The organism is Phormidium yuhuli AB48 (assembly GCF_023983615.1).
Classification (GTDB): Bacteria; Cyanobacteriota; Cyanobacteriia; order Cyanobacteriales; family Geitlerinemataceae; genus Sodalinema; species Sodalinema yuhuli.
This window is the reverse complement of the sequence record NZ_CP098611.1, coordinates 1,444,234-1,461,393: the sequence shown is the minus strand read 5'-3', so window position 1 is coordinate 1,461,393 and position 17,160 is coordinate 1,444,234. Positions and strand designations below refer to the sequence as shown.

10 protein-coding genes and 2 pseudogenes are annotated in these 17,160 nt (G+C 51.8%); 6 read left to right on the top strand and 6 right to left on the bottom strand.

Annotation, left to right across the window (positions count from 1 at the left end):
* Positions 1 to 244 precede the first annotated feature (244 nt).
* Entirely contained in the window at positions 245 to 1,894 is a 1,650-nt protein-coding gene (locus NEA10_RS06300; protein WP_252664459.1) for a mechanosensitive ion channel family protein, read from the top strand.
* On the opposite strand, the gene NEA10_RS06295 is transcribed toward NEA10_RS06300, so the two are convergent.
* The 4 genes from NEA10_RS06295 to NEA10_RS06280 form a co-directional block, all read right to left on the bottom strand.
* Positions 1,889 to 4,495, bottom strand: a complete 2,607-nt coding sequence (locus NEA10_RS06295; RefSeq protein WP_252664457.1) for a DNA translocase FtsK — start codon at positions 4,493 to 4,495, stop codon at positions 1,889 to 1,891. The two genes, NEA10_RS06300 and NEA10_RS06295, sit on opposite strands and share 6 nt — an antisense overlap.
* A gap of 34 nt (positions 4,496 to 4,529) precedes the next feature.
* Complete coding sequence (locus tag NEA10_RS06290; protein WP_252664455.1) at positions 4,530 to 6,518, bottom strand: P-loop NTPase fold protein; 1,989 nt, start codon at positions 6,516 to 6,518, stop codon at positions 4,530 to 4,532.
* Between the two features lie 60 nt (positions 6,519 to 6,578).
* The gene (locus tag NEA10_RS06285; protein WP_252664453.1) at positions 6,579 to 7,424 is read right to left on the bottom strand and encodes a hypothetical protein; all 846 of its coding nucleotides are present in this window, start codon (positions 7,422 to 7,424) and stop codon (positions 6,579 to 6,581) included.
* A gap of 61 nt (positions 7,425 to 7,485) precedes the next feature.
* On the bottom strand, positions 7,486 to 7,632 hold the full coding sequence (locus NEA10_RS06280; protein ID WP_252664452.1) for a hypothetical protein: 147 nt from the start codon (positions 7,630 to 7,632) through the stop codon (positions 7,486 to 7,488).
* Positions 7,633 to 7,661: 29 nt separating this feature from the next.
* Between NEA10_RS06280 and gshA the strand changes: the two genes are divergently transcribed.
* From gshA to NEA10_RS06255, 5 genes and pseudogenes are all read left to right on the top strand, one after another.
* Positions 7,662 to 8,813: a glutamate--cysteine ligase gene (gene gshA / locus NEA10_RS06275; RefSeq protein ID WP_252664450.1), complete on the top strand. Its 1,152-nt coding sequence runs from the start codon at positions 7,662 to 7,664 to the stop codon at positions 8,811 to 8,813.
* Between the two features lie 211 nt (positions 8,814 to 9,024).
* Positions 9,025 to 9,492, top strand: coding sequence for a tRNA (cytidine(34)-2'-O)-methyltransferase (locus NEA10_RS06270; RefSeq protein WP_252664448.1), 468 nt, complete (start codon positions 9,025 to 9,027; stop codon positions 9,490 to 9,492).
* 842 nt (positions 9,493 to 10,334) lie between these two features.
* A complete protein-coding gene (locus NEA10_RS06265) occupies positions 10,335 to 12,464 on the top strand; it encodes a peptidoglycan DD-metalloendopeptidase family protein (RefSeq protein WP_252664446.1) in 2,130 nt (709 codons plus the stop codon).
* A 418-nt stretch (positions 12,465 to 12,882) separates the two neighbouring features.
* A pseudogene (locus tag NEA10_RS06260) lies at positions 12,883 to 13,155 on the top strand (zinc ribbon domain-containing protein); the annotation flags it as partial.
* 66 nt (positions 13,156 to 13,221) lie between these two features.
* The gene (locus NEA10_RS06255) at positions 13,222 to 14,220 is read left to right on the top strand and encodes an ABC transporter ATP-binding protein (protein WP_252664444.1); all 999 of its coding nucleotides are present in this window, start codon (positions 13,222 to 13,224) and stop codon (positions 14,218 to 14,220) included.
* Positions 14,221 to 14,309: 89 nt separating this feature from the next.
* On the opposite strand, the pseudogene NEA10_RS06250 reads toward NEA10_RS06255, so the two are convergent.
* Both NEA10_RS06250 and NEA10_RS06245 read right to left on the bottom strand, forming a co-directional pair.
* Positions 14,310 to 14,587: pseudogene (locus NEA10_RS06250) on the bottom strand (heavy metal translocating P-type ATPase); the annotation flags it as partial.
* Positions 14,588 to 14,884: 297 nt separating this feature from the next.
* Positions 14,885 to 16,903, bottom strand: coding sequence for an FAD-dependent oxidoreductase (locus NEA10_RS06245; RefSeq protein WP_252664443.1), 2,019 nt, complete (start codon positions 16,901 to 16,903; stop codon positions 14,885 to 14,887).
* Between the last annotated feature and the right edge of the window lie 257 nt (positions 16,904 to 17,160).

Sequence of the window (17,160 nt, the reverse complement as noted above, 5' to 3'; positions counted from 1 at the left end):
GTTCCATTTAGAAGAGTGACCTTCACACCACCTAAACTAGGACTGATTGTAAATGACTCAGTTTAAAAATTAAGTTTAGTTTGTGACAGTTGACATGGTGACCCTAAAAATTTACGGCTGGGTTGTGGCTTAGGCTTAATCAGGACACAACACCTGATTCTGGGGCGATCGCTCTAGAATCGCTGGGATTGTCTTACATGTTATCGAGTATTGACGCTCATTGAGGGGAGTCCCTAAATACGATATGAAACCGTTTCGGAATGCTTTAGCAAATGTGGGTTTAGCCTTGCTAACTGTTTGTCTGGTTTTAACAACTGGGGCGATCGCCCAGCCCGATGAAGCCACTCCCCCCCTCTCTGAAATCGGCGAGGAATTTAGGGAAACTCCTTCCGAAATCCAAATGCCAGAAACTCTTTCCCCTCGGCCAATCTTTGAGGCAGAACGGGAGAGCGCTCGCGTCATCGTCGATGGTATCTTTCTGTTTGAGATGGGAGATACCAGTCAGTTTCCCGCCCCAGAACGGGCGGCCCTGATGAATGACAAGCTACAACGAGCTGCCGAGACTCCAGGGGTGGAAGTGGTGGAAGTGGTCATGCGCAATGGCTTACCCACCTTACTTCTAGATGGGAGTCATCTAATTACGGTAACGGAGAGCGATGCGCGTCTAGGCACTGGAACCAATGCTCAGGAACAAGCCGAACTCTGGGCCCGGCAAATCCGCGAAGTCTTGCGCCAGGCGAATAACGAGCGGGGAGAGCGGTTTTTACGTCGGGCCCTGTTACAGGTGACCCTGGTCTTGACATTAGCCTGTATCCTGCATTGGGGAGCTGGACGGCTGTCATTCCACCTGGTGCGAGATCAGGAGGAAACACCCACCCTGGAAGCTTGGCGCAGTTTGGGAGCGTCAGCAGTGCGCTTGCTCATCTGGGGCCTGACGCTGTTTTATATTAGTGACCTCTTCCCCCTCACTCGCCGCTGGAGTTACCGCCTACGACAGATTGTGGCGAATAGCATCACGGCACCAATTTTGCCAATTGATACCAATACCTACTCGGTACTGGATATTTTGATTCTCATTGGCCTGCTGTTGGGATTGGTGATGGGGGCCAATCGCCTCAGTCAGCTACTGCGAGTCCGCATTTTGCAGGTCTCCCGTCTCAATCGCTCGGCTCAGGATGCGATCGCCACGACGATTAAATATACCCTCATGGTTGTGGGTGCAGTGGTCGTCTTTAACCTCTGGGGGTTAGATATTACCTCCCTGACGATTCTGGCTGGGGCCTTGAGTGTGGGGATTGGTTTTGGGTTTCAGGATATTGCCAAAAACCTGGGTAGTGGCTTAGTTCTGCTGTTTGAGCGACCGATTCAGGTGGGGGATTTCGTGGAAGTGGGCAATTCCATGGGGACGGTGGAGCGCATTGGCAGTCGCAGTACCCTAATTCGTACCCTCGATCGCGTCTCGATTATTGTCCCTAATTCCCGATTCTTAGAATCAGAGGTGATTAACTGGAGTCATGACAACCCGGTGTCCCGGTTACGGCTACCGGTAGGGGTGGCCTATGGCTCCAATCTAGAGGCGGTGAAAGCGGCGTTATTAGAGGCGGCCCAGGAGCATCCCCAAGTGTTGCGGATTCCCCCGCCTCGGATTCTTTTTACAGGCTTTGGGGATAGTTCTCTCGATTTTCAGTTGTTGGTGTGGTGTGGTGACCCCAGTCAGCAACAGCTCCTTCGCAGTGATCTCTATTTTGGCATTCATGAACAGTTGAAACGTCGCAACATCGAAATTCCTTTCCCACAACGGGATTTGCATGTACGCTCTGGGAGTTTTGTCATGGGAGAGGGGAATGGAAAGCCAGGGGGGAACCACAGAGTCACGGAGGACAGGGAGTTATGAGAAGTTGATTTTAGGGGCAAACAGGCTTTGTAGCCGTTGGAGTTTGGAGCCGCCGTAGTAGAGGAGATCGCCTTTGCCGAGGAGGTTTTGGGCCTGGCCCTGTTTGCCTCCGAGGATGATGCTGGAGTCGGCTTCGCTGGCGGTTTTGAGGGCAATGCGGCCGGGAAGGTTGGACCGAATTAAGGGCGTGACGACTTTGGCTTCGGGCCGCTGGGTGGCGATGATGAGATGGATTCCGGCGGCCCGGGCCATGGCCCCCAGCCGTTTGATGGAGAGTTCGAGGACTTTGGCCACTTCCTTTTCGGCCATAAAATCGGCATATTCGTCAAAGAGGCAGATAATGGGGGGTTTGGTGGGTTGGTTACGTTCTAAACACTGTTGGTTGTAGGTGGGGAGGTCGTTACAACGGTTGGCTTCAAAGGCTTTGTAGCGCGATTCCATTTCTAGGACCAGGTCTTCCATGAGGGCGATCGCGCGATCGCTATCTTTGACAATGGGAGATAGCAGCCAGGGAATGTTCTCAAATTCCGGGAAGGTGACTCGTTTGGGATCGACAAGGGCCAGTTTGAGATGGTCGGGCGATCGCCGTTGGGTTAAACTCAGCAACAAGGCCCGCAAAAACTCACTTTTCCCACTTCCCGTCGTTCCCCCCACCAAGAAATGACAGGTATTGGGGTCTGACAAATCTGCTTCCACCAGTTTATTTTCCAAGTTAACGCCAATGGCCACCCGCACTGGGGCGGTGACGGGCAAGGATTTCGGTTTAAGATATTGCTCAAATAGGGCAATCTGAGCCGGAGTTCGAGGAAGATCGACACTAACAAATCCCGCCTGAGGGGCAATCATCGGCGGAACGGAAATCCCCAGTTGGACCTGTAAATCATCGGAGAGTCGCAACAAAGATGAGACCTTAACCCCCAACTTGGGTTTCAGACGAACCCGGATAAAGGACGGGCCAATGGCGGCCCCTTCATAGGTGACCTCCACGCCAAAGGCATTGAAAACTTCCGTCAGTTGCTGACCAAGTTTCTCTCCTTCTTCTATATCGGGGGGAGTAATGGCTGGTGTTGGTGTTGGAGGTGGTTCTGGTGTAGGCGTTACAATTGGCTCAACAGATGGCGATTTAACGGGGCTGGCCTGCTCTCCGGCTAAAAAGAACGTTTGACAGGTGTTTTGTTGCGGACAGAGGGGACAGAGCCGTTCTTCGTAGGTTTTGGGTGGGGGGTCGGGGTAGTCCGGTTGCCAACTGAGCCAATCCTGCATCCGTTGCAGATGAGGGAGTAAGGCCATATCCCGCATCGATCGCAACTGATCCCAATCATAGAAATAGACTTGAAACTCCGGAAAGATACAATAGACCGCTGCATCAACGGGTTCCTGGCGTTGGTGATGTACCAGATCGGCGTAGAGGGCCACTTGCATCAGTTGTGCCGAGGGATCAGCAGGTTGATAGGTTTTGTACTCCACCACACATAGGCGCTGGCGATCGCCATCATAGACGAGGGTATCGAACTGTCCTGAGACGGTCTGCTCATCACCGTTAGCCAGTTGATAGGACCGCTTTAGCCGTAATTCACTATCAATAAAGGTCTTGGCAATAATTTGGTCTGCATGAAACACCTGACGATTGCGTTTAAGTAATCCGGCGTAGTGCTGGATTAAGCGTTGTAAGCCTTGCCAAATATGTTCCAACCGTTGAGCAGAATTGGGATTTTTGCTAACTATTTTGATGAGATAGGGATAGAAACAATGGTCGTAAAACAGTTGCTGCATATTCCGGGACAGTTGTTCAACCTCAAGCTGTTCACTAGGAGGGGTCAGCAGTTGACTGAAGCGAGAGTCTGCCGCTGCCAACTTAACAAATTCCTGTGCTAAGCGGTGAACGTCAGTTCCCACACCCGAAACTTGGGTATCTTGGGGAATGAAAACCGTGCGACAATTTGAGTGATGACCCAAATAAAACAGGCGGGGACATTCTTTCGCCACACGAACATCAGTAGCCGAAAAATTCGGGTTAGAACTCACAGATGACTGCTCCTCTAGGCGCTCAGGCGGTGTATGAGACCCGTCAAGATGGGTTAACAGATAGCGATGAACCTGGGCCAGATACACCACATCAAGTTTAGCGTAATGCAATTGTCGTGGCTTTAGGGGCCGTTGCCCCCAATTGCTACCTTGGGAGTCTCGGTCAATGTCAGAGAACTGGCAAAGTTCGGCGGCTAGGGTTTTGAGTTGCAGATTGGTAACTCCCAGTCGCTGTTTTCCCAGTTTTCGAGCCAGTTTAAGGGTACAGGTGATGTTTTGTGCCCTGGACTTGCCTAGAAATTTAACATCATAGGTGGCGTTGTGAAAGATTTTCTCAATTTGGGGATTGGCTATAATCCGCTCAATGAAGAGGCGGATAGAATGGGGGTGTTGGAGGACATCGAGGATATAGACGGAGTCACCACGGCGATCGCCTCCATCGTCACTCACTTGGATGAGGGATAATTTGGGAGATTTTGTCCACCAGTCAGCGGTTTCTGTATCAATCCAGAGTTGGGAGGCGTGAGAAAGACGAGTAATGGCGGTCTCGATGTCATCAGGTTGGTCAAGGTACACGGGTTTGACTATGGACAGATGTGCAAGGGAGAAATCAAGAGGCTGAGCGTTGGTCTTCGGGAACTCGGAACACAGACTGGTCTTGGATATTCGTCTCGTCGCCAATCATTTGGATATAGTTCTCTTGTTCTAATGCCTTAAGTTCTTTGATAACACCGTTCAGGTCAACTTCATCAAATTCGGCTAAGGTTGAGTTAATCAAGACCTTAGCTCCCAACAATCCTTGAGTTTTGATTTGCTTCATGAGAAAATCGCGAACCTTGGTATCCCGTGAAGGCGGGGGAGGAGGAGGTAATATCTCCCCATCTCTATTTGGCTTATCAAGTATCCCCAATTCTTTCAAAAGCTGACAGTGTTCCAATACCCCACTTTGCTGCACCAATTCCCTGAGCTGGTGGGGTTTAGGGGAATCATACCCCACCACCAGTTCCCCAGACGTTGCCTCATTGAGTAGCCGATGATAGGTCACCAGATAGTGAATTGAGTCAAGATGGGGACAGATGTGACGGTGGGGGTTGCCGGTAAATAGCTTCTGGAAGAGCTTATAGCCTTTATTATTTTTGCTGCCAAAGGGTTCATGACGAATGAAGATGAGGCGATCGCAGTCTCCGGCTTTCACCACTTTCTCACAAGCCGACATACTATAAAAGAAGCTTCTCATGTTGGGGTCTTCATTCCACAACACCCCGATTTTTTCAGATGTTTTGGGATGGGTAAAACTCAGAGAGTAGTTCCAATACTTCGACCCTTCCAGATATTTGTAAGCCACATTGGGGACTCCTAGCGCGTCTAACACATCCGCTAAGTACTGTGCCAATTCACTAGAGGACTGCTGACGAATCCGTTCAACTTTTGCCTGAGTTTTCTTAAATTCCTTGTCCCAAACCAGAGAAAAGCTATCATCGGTTTTGATATCCCCCTGTCCTTTGAGTTGCTGAATCAGTTTATGACCCAGTTGGATGACCGTCCGAGGAACGATTCGACCGCCGAGAGCGCGTTTCTTCAGCTCGTCTCGCGTCAGAGGATAAATCGCAGAATCAGGCTTGGGGTCTGCCTGCTGATGCAACGGATGGAGACGCTTTTGCCAAATCTCTTCCGCTTGATCTAGGGTGATTTTGCCAAGTTTAACTGTTCGATCAATTCGATCTCGGTCAGCCAAACAGGGATATTTCGTACTTTGGTTTTCCCAGGTATCTTGAATTAGACTTAAAATGACCACGAAATTTTTAAGTCTTTCATTATGGATGGTTGTGTTCGCTCCTAATAACGTTGGCAAGCCATTCTCCTGAAGACAGGCTTGATCCACTTGATCAAAACATAAGACAATGGGGTATTGAGCCTTAGCGGCAACTCGTCCCAGGTTCATGAGGATATTTTTAGCATCTTCCTCACTTGATAATGACTTACGGATTCCCAGTCTCTTTAAATCACTGGCATCTAAATCTTCTCCTCGTAACCAGTCACAGGCTAAAATATAGTCGTCAGGCTGTGTAGCATGATACAAGGCACTGAAGAAATTCTTAGCTTGGTAAATACTCGTCGGATAGCTACTCTTGAAATTTTGAACAAAGACGGTTTTTTCACCCAATATCCGTTTAGTTAGGCTTTTATCCTGAAAGGCTGACAAACTATTGAGCCAAAGCAGAAATTGAGATTGGCTCTCATTTTCGGGAGTTTGCATCAGGCTATCGACCGTTTGACGCAAAATATGCCGCCAAATATGGTCGTTGTCTGACCAGCTCCCAATGTAGGCAAATAACGCTTTTTGATTGACTTGCTTCTTGAGGCGACCGAGAAAATAACTTTTACCGGAGGCTAAATCTCCTTTTAATAAGATACTGCGGGTAATATGGTTCAGTTGCACTTCCTCGATAACCTGAATAATCTCCGTCAGTTGCTCCTGGTGAATGGACTCTACTGTCAGAGTTGAGGCTTGTTGTTCTAGCCAAAAATTACCGCTTCTAGCTGTGGTTAAGTCAAAGGGATTATAGTTTTGTTTAAGGAGGGTGATGATGTCAGCCATGACGAAACTGGTGAGGTGAGCTAAAATGAATCCCTAAGGACTGGTATTCAAGGGGATTCGTTAATTGACGATAATAAAAAAGAGAGGACTACTAAATTCTTGGGGAATTCCGGCGGCTAGTTGGTCGTCGCTGTAGCTCATGCCATCTTGGAGAGAACTGAGTTGGATTTTATCCTCCTCGATGAGGCGGAATAGAGCCTGATCGAGTTCGTCGCGAGTCATTTGGGGCTGAACTTCGGCGCGCAGGTGATAAATTGGGGTATAGTTATTGGTGGGCAGCCGAGCATCAATTTTGCGGATCATCTCAATGAGTTCGAGGTCACTGGGTTTGGCTTGGGGAGAAGGGGTGGCGGTGTCTGGAGTCGGGGAGACTTCAGGGGTTGGAGTAGGAGCAGAACTCGTCCAGGTCCGCATGAAGTTGATATAGTTGGTTAAGAGTTGGGCGTTGAGTTGTAGGTTGCGCCTGGCGTTGGCATCAAAGTAGTCATCTCGGAGAAATTCTTTGCCTCGTGCCGAAAGGCTGACCTCCACAATTTTTCGCTCGATCGCACTCAAGAAGCCGCGATCGCACAAACTCAGGAGAACTGACTGACGTTGCGGTGCAGGAAGTTTCGTATCTCCGGGAGTTGCGGGTCCTTTGGCGGCAATTTGTAATACCGTTAATTCTGCTTCAGATAGGGGAAGATTTTCAACATTAGCATTGAGGAGGGTTTTGCCGGCCGGACTAATTTTAAATTTCTTGATTTCTTCGTGGAGTGTCACTAACTCCCGATTGGCCAACTTACGACAAAAGCGTTGAGTTTCACTCACTTTTGTACCGCTGGTTGGCTTCACCTCTGCCAGTTTGCCCCGATAATCAGGACAGCCGAGTAACTGAAGCAGTAGTTTGAGTTCTTTTGTTTCCATAACCTAAAACCTGACAGGGGATCTTGTCCTTCTAGGACTTGGAGCCTGGAATCAGTGTACCCTAACAGCCAAGCCCAAGCCAAGCACAATCTGGGGGAAGCGTGAACTCCATCGCCGCCATCTTTGATAAAATGCCAACAAGCCCAATCCCCGGTGAGTGAGTCGCTTCTGGGCGATCGCCATCGCTTCCTAGGGATTGCTCTTTCATTTCGCACCCGTTTCAGGCAGAACATACAGATGCTCTTATCCAAAGGTTTTGAAGTAGAAATGTACACCGGAACACCCAACGGTGACATTGTGGGACTGTCTGATCGCATTGTGGCGGATCTTGATCGCTTCTCCCGAGAACCCGACTCGCGCAATGTGGAATATACAACGGCTCCCTTTTGTGACTACGACATTTTACTCTGTGATTTAGTGCGCCCTCGGCAGCAATTGCGTCACTATCTCAAAACCTTGGGGGATTACACCCTAATTCCTGGAAGCACCCTGTCTCTGGGAGATAGTCGCCGCTTCTTCCGCTCAGACCCCGGTAACCCCTATCATGACTATATTGAGCAGTCCTATGGGGCCAACGTCGTCACCGCAAGCGTTCATATTAATGTTGGCATCAGTGACCCGGAAGCTTTGATGCGAGCCGCGCGGCTGATTCGTGTCGAAGCTCCCTTATATTTAGCTCTAAGTGCGTCCTCTCCCTTCCTGGACGGGGAAGTCACCGGCTACGACTCCACTCGCTGGTCTCTGTTTCCTCAGGTTCCGCAAACCGTTCCCCTGTTTGAGAGTCATCGTCACTTCATCGATTGGACCCAAGAGCAGTTAAACCTGGGAACCATGCAAAATGTGCGTCATCTCTGGATTTCCGTCCGTCCTAATGGCGATCGCCGTCCTTATAACCTCAATCGCCTGGAACTGCGGATTTGCGACCTGATTGTCGACCCCATTGACCTATTAGCCGTGATGGCTTTCCTAGAGGCGCGAATTTGGCAAACCCTGCTCGACCCCAGTCTCGACCCCTTAGAACGGAGTACCCTCCCCGCCGGCCGCCGCAGTGAGGACCTACTGGCCTTAACCATGGCCAATGAGCAGGCGGCCGCCAAAGATAGCCTCGACGCCACATTACGCCATTGGCAAGATGGCCGAGAAATTCAAGCGCGAGATTGGATCGAGGAGTTGTATGCTGAGATTCTGCCCTTGGCTAAGTCTAAGGGGATTCGTTGCTTCCTCTCCCCGGTGCAACGGATCTTGCGGGACGGAAATCCGGCTCAGCAATGGCGACGGGCCTGCGAATTGGGTTCATCCCCCCGTGAGCAGATTATGCGGGAGGTTGAAAGCGCGATCGCTCGTGAACAGGAACTCGAAGACAAATTATGTAGCTTCATGGCGGCCTGATTCCTCCATCCTGAACGCCAATAAATCATAAATCTGTCTCTAGCGGAATTTACGATTAGCAAAACCTATCGATAGACAGATGTGGAAAACCGAACCTTGCGTCTTGTTTCTGCCCGAGCTCTGAAGCATGTTTGGGCATAAATTAGAAAAATATGCCCTAAAATTGCTAAAAACAGGGTTTAGTCTGCAAAAAATCATCGTAATCTCTCCCGTGCCACAAGTTGTTCTCGTTAATCCCCAAATTCCTCCTAATACCGGTAACATCGCCCGTACCTGTGCCGCCACCCGCACCCCACTCCATCTCGTTGGGCCATTGGGATTTGAGATGAGCGATCGCTATCTCAAGCGGGCCGGCCTCGATTATTGGCAGTACGTGAACTGGACACTTCATGAATCTATAGAGAAGTTCCGCAGCCAGAGCCGCCGTCAATCCGGTCGTTGGATTGGATTCAGCACTCGCGGCCATTGTAATCATACTCAGTTCAGATTTCATGCCGATGATTGGCTACTGTTTGGTAGTGAAACCGAAGGACTCTCCCAAGAGACCCTCGCTGAATGTGAAGAGACCGTTTATATTCCCATGTTTGAGCCAGGAGTTCGTAGCCTCAATCTCTCAGTCAGTGCGGCTTTAGGGCTTTTTGAATGCTTACGTCAAGTCGGCAAACTGCAACAGCAGTAAGGGGAGATACCCCAAGGGGGTAAATCCCCCAAAGAATAGGCGATCCCACCATTTAGGCAATGATAAGAAATTTCTATTGTTGATGGAAAATTGTCCTCCCCAAACAGCAATCTCAAAAGACTCTACGTAATAATACGCAGGGCAACCGCTGAAACTGCCCAAGGGTGAACGCTTGATGACTTGGAGATTCAGGGAAAATCTTAAGACTTTCAGGATATTGATACCGGGGGGCCGCCAACGGAGCAGTTGCCGTTTTGCCCCAATTCAGCTTAAAGTTTCGTCGATACGCTTTGATACGCCGTCTTGTGGGTCAAAGGACATCCAAACCTTGAACCAACTTGGACATCTCCCACTTATAATCATGCCAAATCGCGCGATCGCGTGATCATCAAATTTAGGGTAAAGTCCGTCAGTCCAACGGTTCAGAATCAAGTCTATATGAGGTTTATAGCTTTGTAACCTTGTGTAAATTGATAAATCGGGGTAACCTGTCCTAAGCATCTTTGCCGTCAGTGATGCAAATCGCAAACTTAATGTGATATAAATCACTGGCTAATCTCCAAGGTCGCACCCCCGACCGACTGTAACTCACACGCTTATTGTCTAGGAGGTCGTTCTTGAAACGAGCGTTCCCACATCACAACCCCCCCGCTTCCTTAAGCGAGCTTGAGGCTCCTTCAGGATCTGATCTGTTCCGCGCCGCTTTACCGGAGCAGCATCGGCGGGTTCGAACGTCAGCCGCTGTCCTGGGTCTCGCCCTTTCCATGGGGGCGTCTACTCTTGGTCTAGCAGAGGACACAGCTGTTGCCGCTGAGCCGGTCGTTAAGCCAGCGTCTAGCCTGATGCCACCGACCCTCGACAAAACCGCTGTCATGCCCGACGAGGACTTTAGAAGGAGTGAGACCTCCTCTTCCCTCCCGGTGCAATCTTATGGAAGAGCGGACGTAGCCGTACCTATAGAGCCGCACAGCCAGCATCATGCTGAATCTCAAATCAAGGCTCCAGTGGCCCAAGAGCCGGTTCAAGAGCATGTGTACCATGTTGTCCAGAGCGGTCACACTCTTTGGCGTATTGCCAGGGCCTATGAGGTTGCTCCCGCTTCCATCGCCACAGCTAACGGACTCCCCTCAATTGAGACTCCCCTAGAAATCGGTGAAGTTCTCAGAATCCCCGTCACCGACACGATGGTCTATCCCCCACGGGAGATCATCGCCCCCGATTCCTCAGAAGCTCAAGTTGCTCAGGTCACCCCCTCTACAAAAGCTCACGCAAACGATGACTTGACCCCTGAGACTTCTCTCAGCAAGATTCCTAGCTCCATTTCAGACTCTCAACACAACAATAACGCCCCATCCCAAGTCTCCAGCATCGCTTTAGATGACGATAAGCTGGCCCTGATGGACTCCTCTGAGGGATTCTCAGAACTGCTTTTACCTGGCCAACTCAGCCGCCGCGTCAGCCCTGAGTCGTCCCTTGATACCACAGCGTTAAGATCTTCCGCTCCCGTTGAGTCCGCAGAGGCCCCTGAACTCGACCGTGATGAACCCCTTGCGACCCCCAGCGGACAAGACGATAGAGAATCCAGCCTCTTGGCCGTCGCTCCTGAAATTCGTCTTAACCGTTCTTTCATACAACGTGAGCGTCAAGTCTTAGAAACTCTTGAATCTCACGAGGTCCGTCAGGGAGAAACCTTAATCAGTCTCGCCAATCAACATCAGACCACTATTGAGGAGATTGCTCGGGTCAATGGTCTCGACGACCCCAACCAAATTACAGCGGGGCAACGTTTAGAAATTCCCAAGCAGATTGCCCGTCGTTCCGCCCCGGTTGAGGTCTTCGGGGAAGATCGCACCCTAGCCTCGGTGACCGATAAAAAACGACGCTTGGATGCGAATGCCGCTATTGTTGAGGACAACCCCTTAGAAGTGGCCCTATCCACCCTCGACGAAGAGCGAGTTAGCCGTCTCGATGCCGATTCAGACGTGCCTGAAATTTCCGCAGTCCCAGAGATGGCCGCTGAAGCTGACATTGACGAAATTCCCGTCATTGCAGCAGCGAAGCCAGAACCCCCTGATGTTTCGACAACAGACCTAGCCCGTGAAGAGCTAGCGAGCGAAATCGACGAGGTTGAGCCTTCTGAGATGGCCATCCCTCCCGTCAGCGAAACGCTCACCGCTGACATTGCACGGCTGAGGGATCGAGTTCGTCGTAACGACGTTCGTAGACCCCGCCCAGTCTCCAGCCCGGAACCCAGTTCAACAGATGAGTTGACTCTTCATGTCGATGCCAGCGATCGCAGTCTTGGGGTTGTCCGTGAACATAGCAACCCACAGTTTGATCGTGATCAGATTGCCTTAGCTCGTCGCTCTGAGCGTGACGAGGCGCGTCGTTCCCCGGAAGAGAGTTCAGAGTCTGACTTGGCCAGTGCCAATGTCTCCTCATCAGCCAGTGCTGACGATGATCAGGTGGCTGTAGCCCCTCTCGGCTCTCACAACTACGCTCCTCTGATGGAACCCCGTTCCGTCTCCCCAGAACTCCCCGGTTTACCGTCATCGGGGGCTTATCTCCCCAAACCGGAAGAGCGTCGCCAAGCCTTTGATGGTTATATTTGGCCCGCCCAAGGAGTTTTTACCTCCGGTTACGGCTGGCGTTGGGGTCGGATGCACCGAGGCATCGACATCGCCGGTCCAGTGGGAACGCCTATTGTTGCTGCTGCGCCCGGAACGGTCACCTATTCTCGTTGGAACTCGGGCGGGTTCGGTAACTTGGTGGAAATCACCCACCCCGATGGAAGCTTAACCCTCTATGCTCACAATCATCGTAATTTAGTGAGTGAAGGGGAAGAGGTCTCTCAAGGACAACAGATTGCTGAAATGGGCAGTACTGGCTTCAGCACCGGTCCCCATGTCCACTTTGAGATTCACCGTCCTGGCCAAGGTCCAACGGACCCCATGGCCTTCTTACCCCGGTAAGGAAAGAAGCCCCCAAACATTAACAATTTGGGGCGGAGTGATTGTGTGTCAGCACCCCCGGCTGAAGCACGGGGGCTTCGTGCCCTCCCCTTCAGGTAGCTGACCAGCTTAAGCCTTAACTGGCTACGTTCAGAGCAAGAGTTAAAGTTCCTACCCGGGAATGCGTGCTAGTTCCCGGCTCTAGAACCGAATCGTTAAACAGTCCTAAGGGGTTAAGACAGTGCGATTGGGAAAGTACCGACTCTGAACATTAGCGAAGCAAACATTACCCCGCAAGGGAGTCGGAGCCAACCATAGCTCCATGGAGGGGCAACCATACCCCTCCACCCCGCAAGGGGGTGCTGGCGGCTAAAGCCGCTTGCGTCGGTTTTCCTCTCCGCGATCAATCACGGAGCTTCCAACCCTCCCAGGAGTTTTACGTGAGTTTTTGAGGATTCTGAAGTGGGTGTGCTGGAAACGTGGTGTCTTTTACGCTGAAGTAGACTTCACGGGAACCAGCCAAACCTTTCCCAGTTGTGGTACGAATACAGGTAAAAAAGAGCTTTCAGTTCGCGTACATCGCTGTCCTGAATGTGGATATACTACAGATAGAGATATAGCCGCCGCGCAGGTGGTCGTACAACGTGGACTTGCAGCCGTCGGGCAGACGGTCAAGATGTTTGGCGAGGGGTTAAGCACTGGCTCCCCATAGACCCAAGAATCCCCACGCCTTCAGGCTGGGGAGTGTCAACTGGTTCTCTGCCTATTCCCTCTTCCTATGCCTCCATTTGTTGTTGAAACGGTGGATTTGACCAAAAGCTATCGTACGGGTTTTTGGCTCAACCAAACGGTGACATCCCTCAAACGGTGTTCTCTCACCGTTTCCCAGGGAGAAACCTTTGGCTTGCTCGGTCCCAACGGGGCCGGTAAAACCACCCTCTTGAAAATTTTGTTGGGAATTGTCCGTCCGACGTCTGGGGGAGGGACGTTGTTGGGTCGTCCCCTGGGCGATCGCGCGGTGCGGCAATTTGTCGGTTATCTACCGGAAAATCCCTATTTCTACGACAGTCTCACCGCCTGGGAATTTCTCGCCTTCATGGCGGGACTGTTTAATCTCCGGGAACCCGATCGCTCCCGCCGCATTGCCGAACTCCTAGACTGGGTGGGTATCGCGCAAAAAACAGCCCGCCGCAAACCCCTACGGCAATATTCCAAAGGGATGTTACAACGAGTAGGCATGGCCCAGGCCCTGGTTGGCAATCCCGAGGTCGTCTGTCTCGACGAACCCATGTCCGGCCTCGATCCCCTAGGACGCTATCAGATGCGGGAAATCATCCTGGCGTTGAAATCCCAAGGAAAAACCATCTTTTTCAACAGTCATATCCTGTCCGATGTGGAATTAATCTGCGATCGCGTGGCCATCCTCTCTAAAGGAGAACTCCTCTGTAGCGGTTCCCCCGACGAACTCCTCGGAACGGGCGATCGCTATCGCGTCTATGGTCATGGCGGTACAGCCGAAGTCCTACAAAAATGGCTGCCAGACCTAGAATTTGACAAAGGGGACTGGCAAGGAACCCTCCAAGGAGAATTACCCGACTTCCTCGCCAGCCTAAACCTCCTCGGCGGCAAACTCCTACGCCTCAATTCCTCCCGTCGCAGCCTCGAAGAGTTCTTCGTCGAACAAGTTGGAGGGGATGCGAAGCCGGTGGTGGTGGAAGGGAACAGGGAACAGGGAACAGGGAACAGGGAACAGGGAATAGGGGGGGGGAGGCAATAGGCAATAGGCAATAGGGGGGAGGAAGTAGGCAATAGGGAGAAACTATCCCTGTGCTGTCCTCTGTGTCCTCTGTGACTCCGTGGTTCCCCTCACCCCCGTATTCCTCGGGTTGCATTGGCTACCGCCACCAGGGCCACGCCGACATCTGCAATCACCGCCTCCCAGAGTCCCGCGATGCCGAAGGTTCCGATGCTGTTTCAATGGCGGCATCTGACCCTAAACCGCCCATAGCGACCCCTACGTCCGCCAAGGCTAGGGCTGGGGCATCATTAATACCATCCCCCACGAACACCACCATCCCTTGCCGTCCTGACGCACCGAGCCATCGCTCTAGGAGACGGGCTTTGTCTTCCGGTAGGAGTTCGCTTTGACATACTCCCCACTAAGCAAGAGATGGGGATTCTCCGGCTAATCAAACAGATAATCGCTACTCAACTGACGGTTGGTTTGACAAAGCGATCGGATTGCCAGAAGCCCTGGTCTTATGCCCGTTCTTTGTCCATTTAGAGTCGTGGGTATGCCCTACCCCGACTTTTTCTATGTTTTTGGCAGCATTCTCGTCTCTGTCCTGTTCAGTTCCGCAATTAAGACAGACAACGGGAGGAGAAGCCCGCGCCGTACCGCTTAGCGGTCGGCGTCGGGAGTACGTCACATATCCAGTCTATCAACGCCACTGGTCCCAGGTGTTGTTAAAAATTGACGTATCCGGGAACATCACCGGATTGTCATTATCCGAGAGTTTCCGTTGTAAGGCTTCTAACTGAGGGTTGGGAGTCGGGAGATTATCCACTAACTGATAGGGAGCTAGATCATGCTCCAGGGCAAACACCGCCGTTGTTCCCGCCGCCGCCCCAGCCGACCATTCAAAGGAGTGAACCCGATAGGCCGCCGCCGCAATGTGACTGGTGGCGATACTCTTACCGGCGACCAGCATATTATCCAACCGTTGAGGAATCAAGGCCCGTAGAGGAATTTGGAAGGGAAACGCCCGTCCTTGACCTCGCCGTTCCCCGGGCCGCTCGTAGTTTCCGGGGGCTTCCGGGGGGCTGAAGGCCATACAGGGGTGGAAATCGATCGCATAATGACCAATCCCTACCGTATCAGGAAAGAGGGTAGAGCGCGATCGCCGCGTCACCTGCTCCCGAGACAGTTCCCGAGAGGCAATCCCCGTCGCATCCAAGCCCGACAACACCGCCCACAAATGCCGCAACGCCGCTGGAGTCAGAGTATTTTCATAAAACTCATCCTCAAAATCGGCCATCGTAATATCCACTTCCCAGATCGTAAAGCCATCAGGATGAGCAAAGCTGGGCCGACCAATAATCCGCCGTCCCTCACGCATATAGGGATATTTCGAGAGACCATGAGCCGTTCCCATGGGGGAGTCGAAACCACTCAAATAGCGATGATTAGGATGAGGTTCCTTAAATCCATCTCCCAACTGAGAATCCGTGGTTCCCTGCACCAGCCAATAGAAGAAGCCAATGGCGTTCTCCTCGCCTCGACGTAGGGTTTCCGTGCGTAGGCCGCCCAACCAGCCGCCGGGATCTAACTGTCCCGCTTCTTGAAGTTGTCGGCGGGTATAAATCAGATTATCCTCAGAAGTCCCCGGACGGTAATCATTACCCCAGGTCCAGTTCTGCATGGAGATATCCCCCGGATAGATGGGGAAATCTCGCACATTCCCCGGACGAGGTTCCTCTGGCTTCATGCTATGGATTTGGCGATAGGTAAAGACCAGGGTGAAGTTCGCCAGCCGTTCGAGTTCGTAGCTGTAATAGGGTTCATATTGTGCATAAAAGTCAGGAGGGTTATGCTCCTGAGGCTCTTCTGTGGCTTCCATCGCGAAGGTATAGGTGAAGCCTTGGGTGCAGTAGGGGTCGTTGGTTTCACTCGATGAGGTGGGTTCGAGGAAGGAGCGGGGGTCAATCCCCAGACGGTAGGGAATATCCGTCAGACCAACCAACTCCCCAGTTTCCGTGGCATCAATCACATACCAATCAGGGGAATTGCGATTGCTATCTGTGGATTTTGGACGAAACTCAATAATCGTTTTCTGGAATAGGTCTGAGTCTTCGTAGCGGAAGGCATCTTCGATGGTGGCCGACAGGGGCAGAGTATTGAGGGGAGGAGCATCGGGTTGAGGTTGATGCTGAATGGCGATGGCTGAGGTGATTTGGTTGCCTTCAGGATTATAGGCGACATCCTTGATGACCGTATTTGGGAACCAATGCAAGGTACCCCGTCCCCGTTTGGCGGCATCTTCGAGCAGTTCAAACAGAAGTTCATGACCGTCATAGGGCATAAAGCAAGACTCGCTCACCCAGCAACCGCCAGGGTTGAGGATGCCATAATGCTCTTCAATGGCTGAGCGTAGGGACAGATAGCCTCGGGGAAAGAATAGCTTTTGCCGCTGAGTATCCCGTTCATCGAGGGCAGAGGTTCCCTGAGCGGAGATTTGTCCCCCCACCCAGTCGGTGATTTCCGTCAGACAAACCGTTTTACCTAACTGTAAGGCCTCATAGGCGGCTGCGGTTCCGGAGAGTCCTCCCCCGGCCACGAGGAGATCACAGGTTTCTACTCTATCGGCTTCCCGAGGCGGGGTGGCTTGGGAGACGGGGCTGACGGTTAGGGCCAGCAGGGGAGTTAGGACTAGGGAGATAACAGAGAAACGGTGCAACATGGGAGTTTCGAGAGGAATGGAAATGGACAGTGAACCGTGATGAATCGCCGGTCACGAGGGGGAAAGCCGTGTTGTAGGGGGTAAACAGCTATGATTAAACCGAGCAGTATAGCGCAAGAGGGACGATGTGCGATCGCCCGGGGTCGCTTTGGGTAACTGGCACAGTTCCTTCTCGTGTTGGGGCTTTGCCCTAACACGCCCCGAGGGCGGCTCTGCCGACTGAGCCGAGTTATTAATGTTTTTTAAGAGAATCCCCT

Bases quoted from the DNA above. Each gene is read 5' to 3' on its own strand.
- NEA10_RS06300 (WP_252664459.1), top strand. From the start codon at position 245: ATGAAACCGTTTCGGAATGCTTTAGCAAATGTGGGTTTAGCCTTGCTA.
- NEA10_RS06265 (WP_252664446.1), top strand. From the start codon at position 10,335: ATGCCACCGACCCTCGACAAAACCGCTGTCATGCCCGACGAGGACTTT.
- NEA10_RS06255 (WP_252664444.1), top strand. From the start codon at position 13,222: ATGCCTCCATTTGTTGTTGAAACGGTGGATTTGACCAAAAGCTATCGT.
- NEA10_RS06280 (WP_252664452.1), bottom strand. From the start codon at position 7,632: ATGAAAGAGCAATCCCTAGGAAGCGATGGCGATCGCCCAGAAGCGACT.
- NEA10_RS06290 (WP_252664455.1), bottom strand. From the start codon at position 6,518: ATGGCTGACATCATCACCCTCCTTAAACAAAACTATAATCCCTTTGAC.
- NEA10_RS06245 (WP_252664443.1), bottom strand. From the start codon at position 16,903: ATGTTGCACCGTTTCTCTGTTATCTCCCTAGTCCTAACTCCCCTGCTG.
- gshA (WP_252664450.1), top strand. From the start codon at position 7,662: ATGCTCTTATCCAAAGGTTTTGAAGTAGAAATGTACACCGGAACACCC.
- NEA10_RS06285 (WP_252664453.1), bottom strand. From the start codon at position 7,424: ATGGAAACAAAAGAACTCAAACTACTGCTTCAGTTACTCGGCTGTCCT.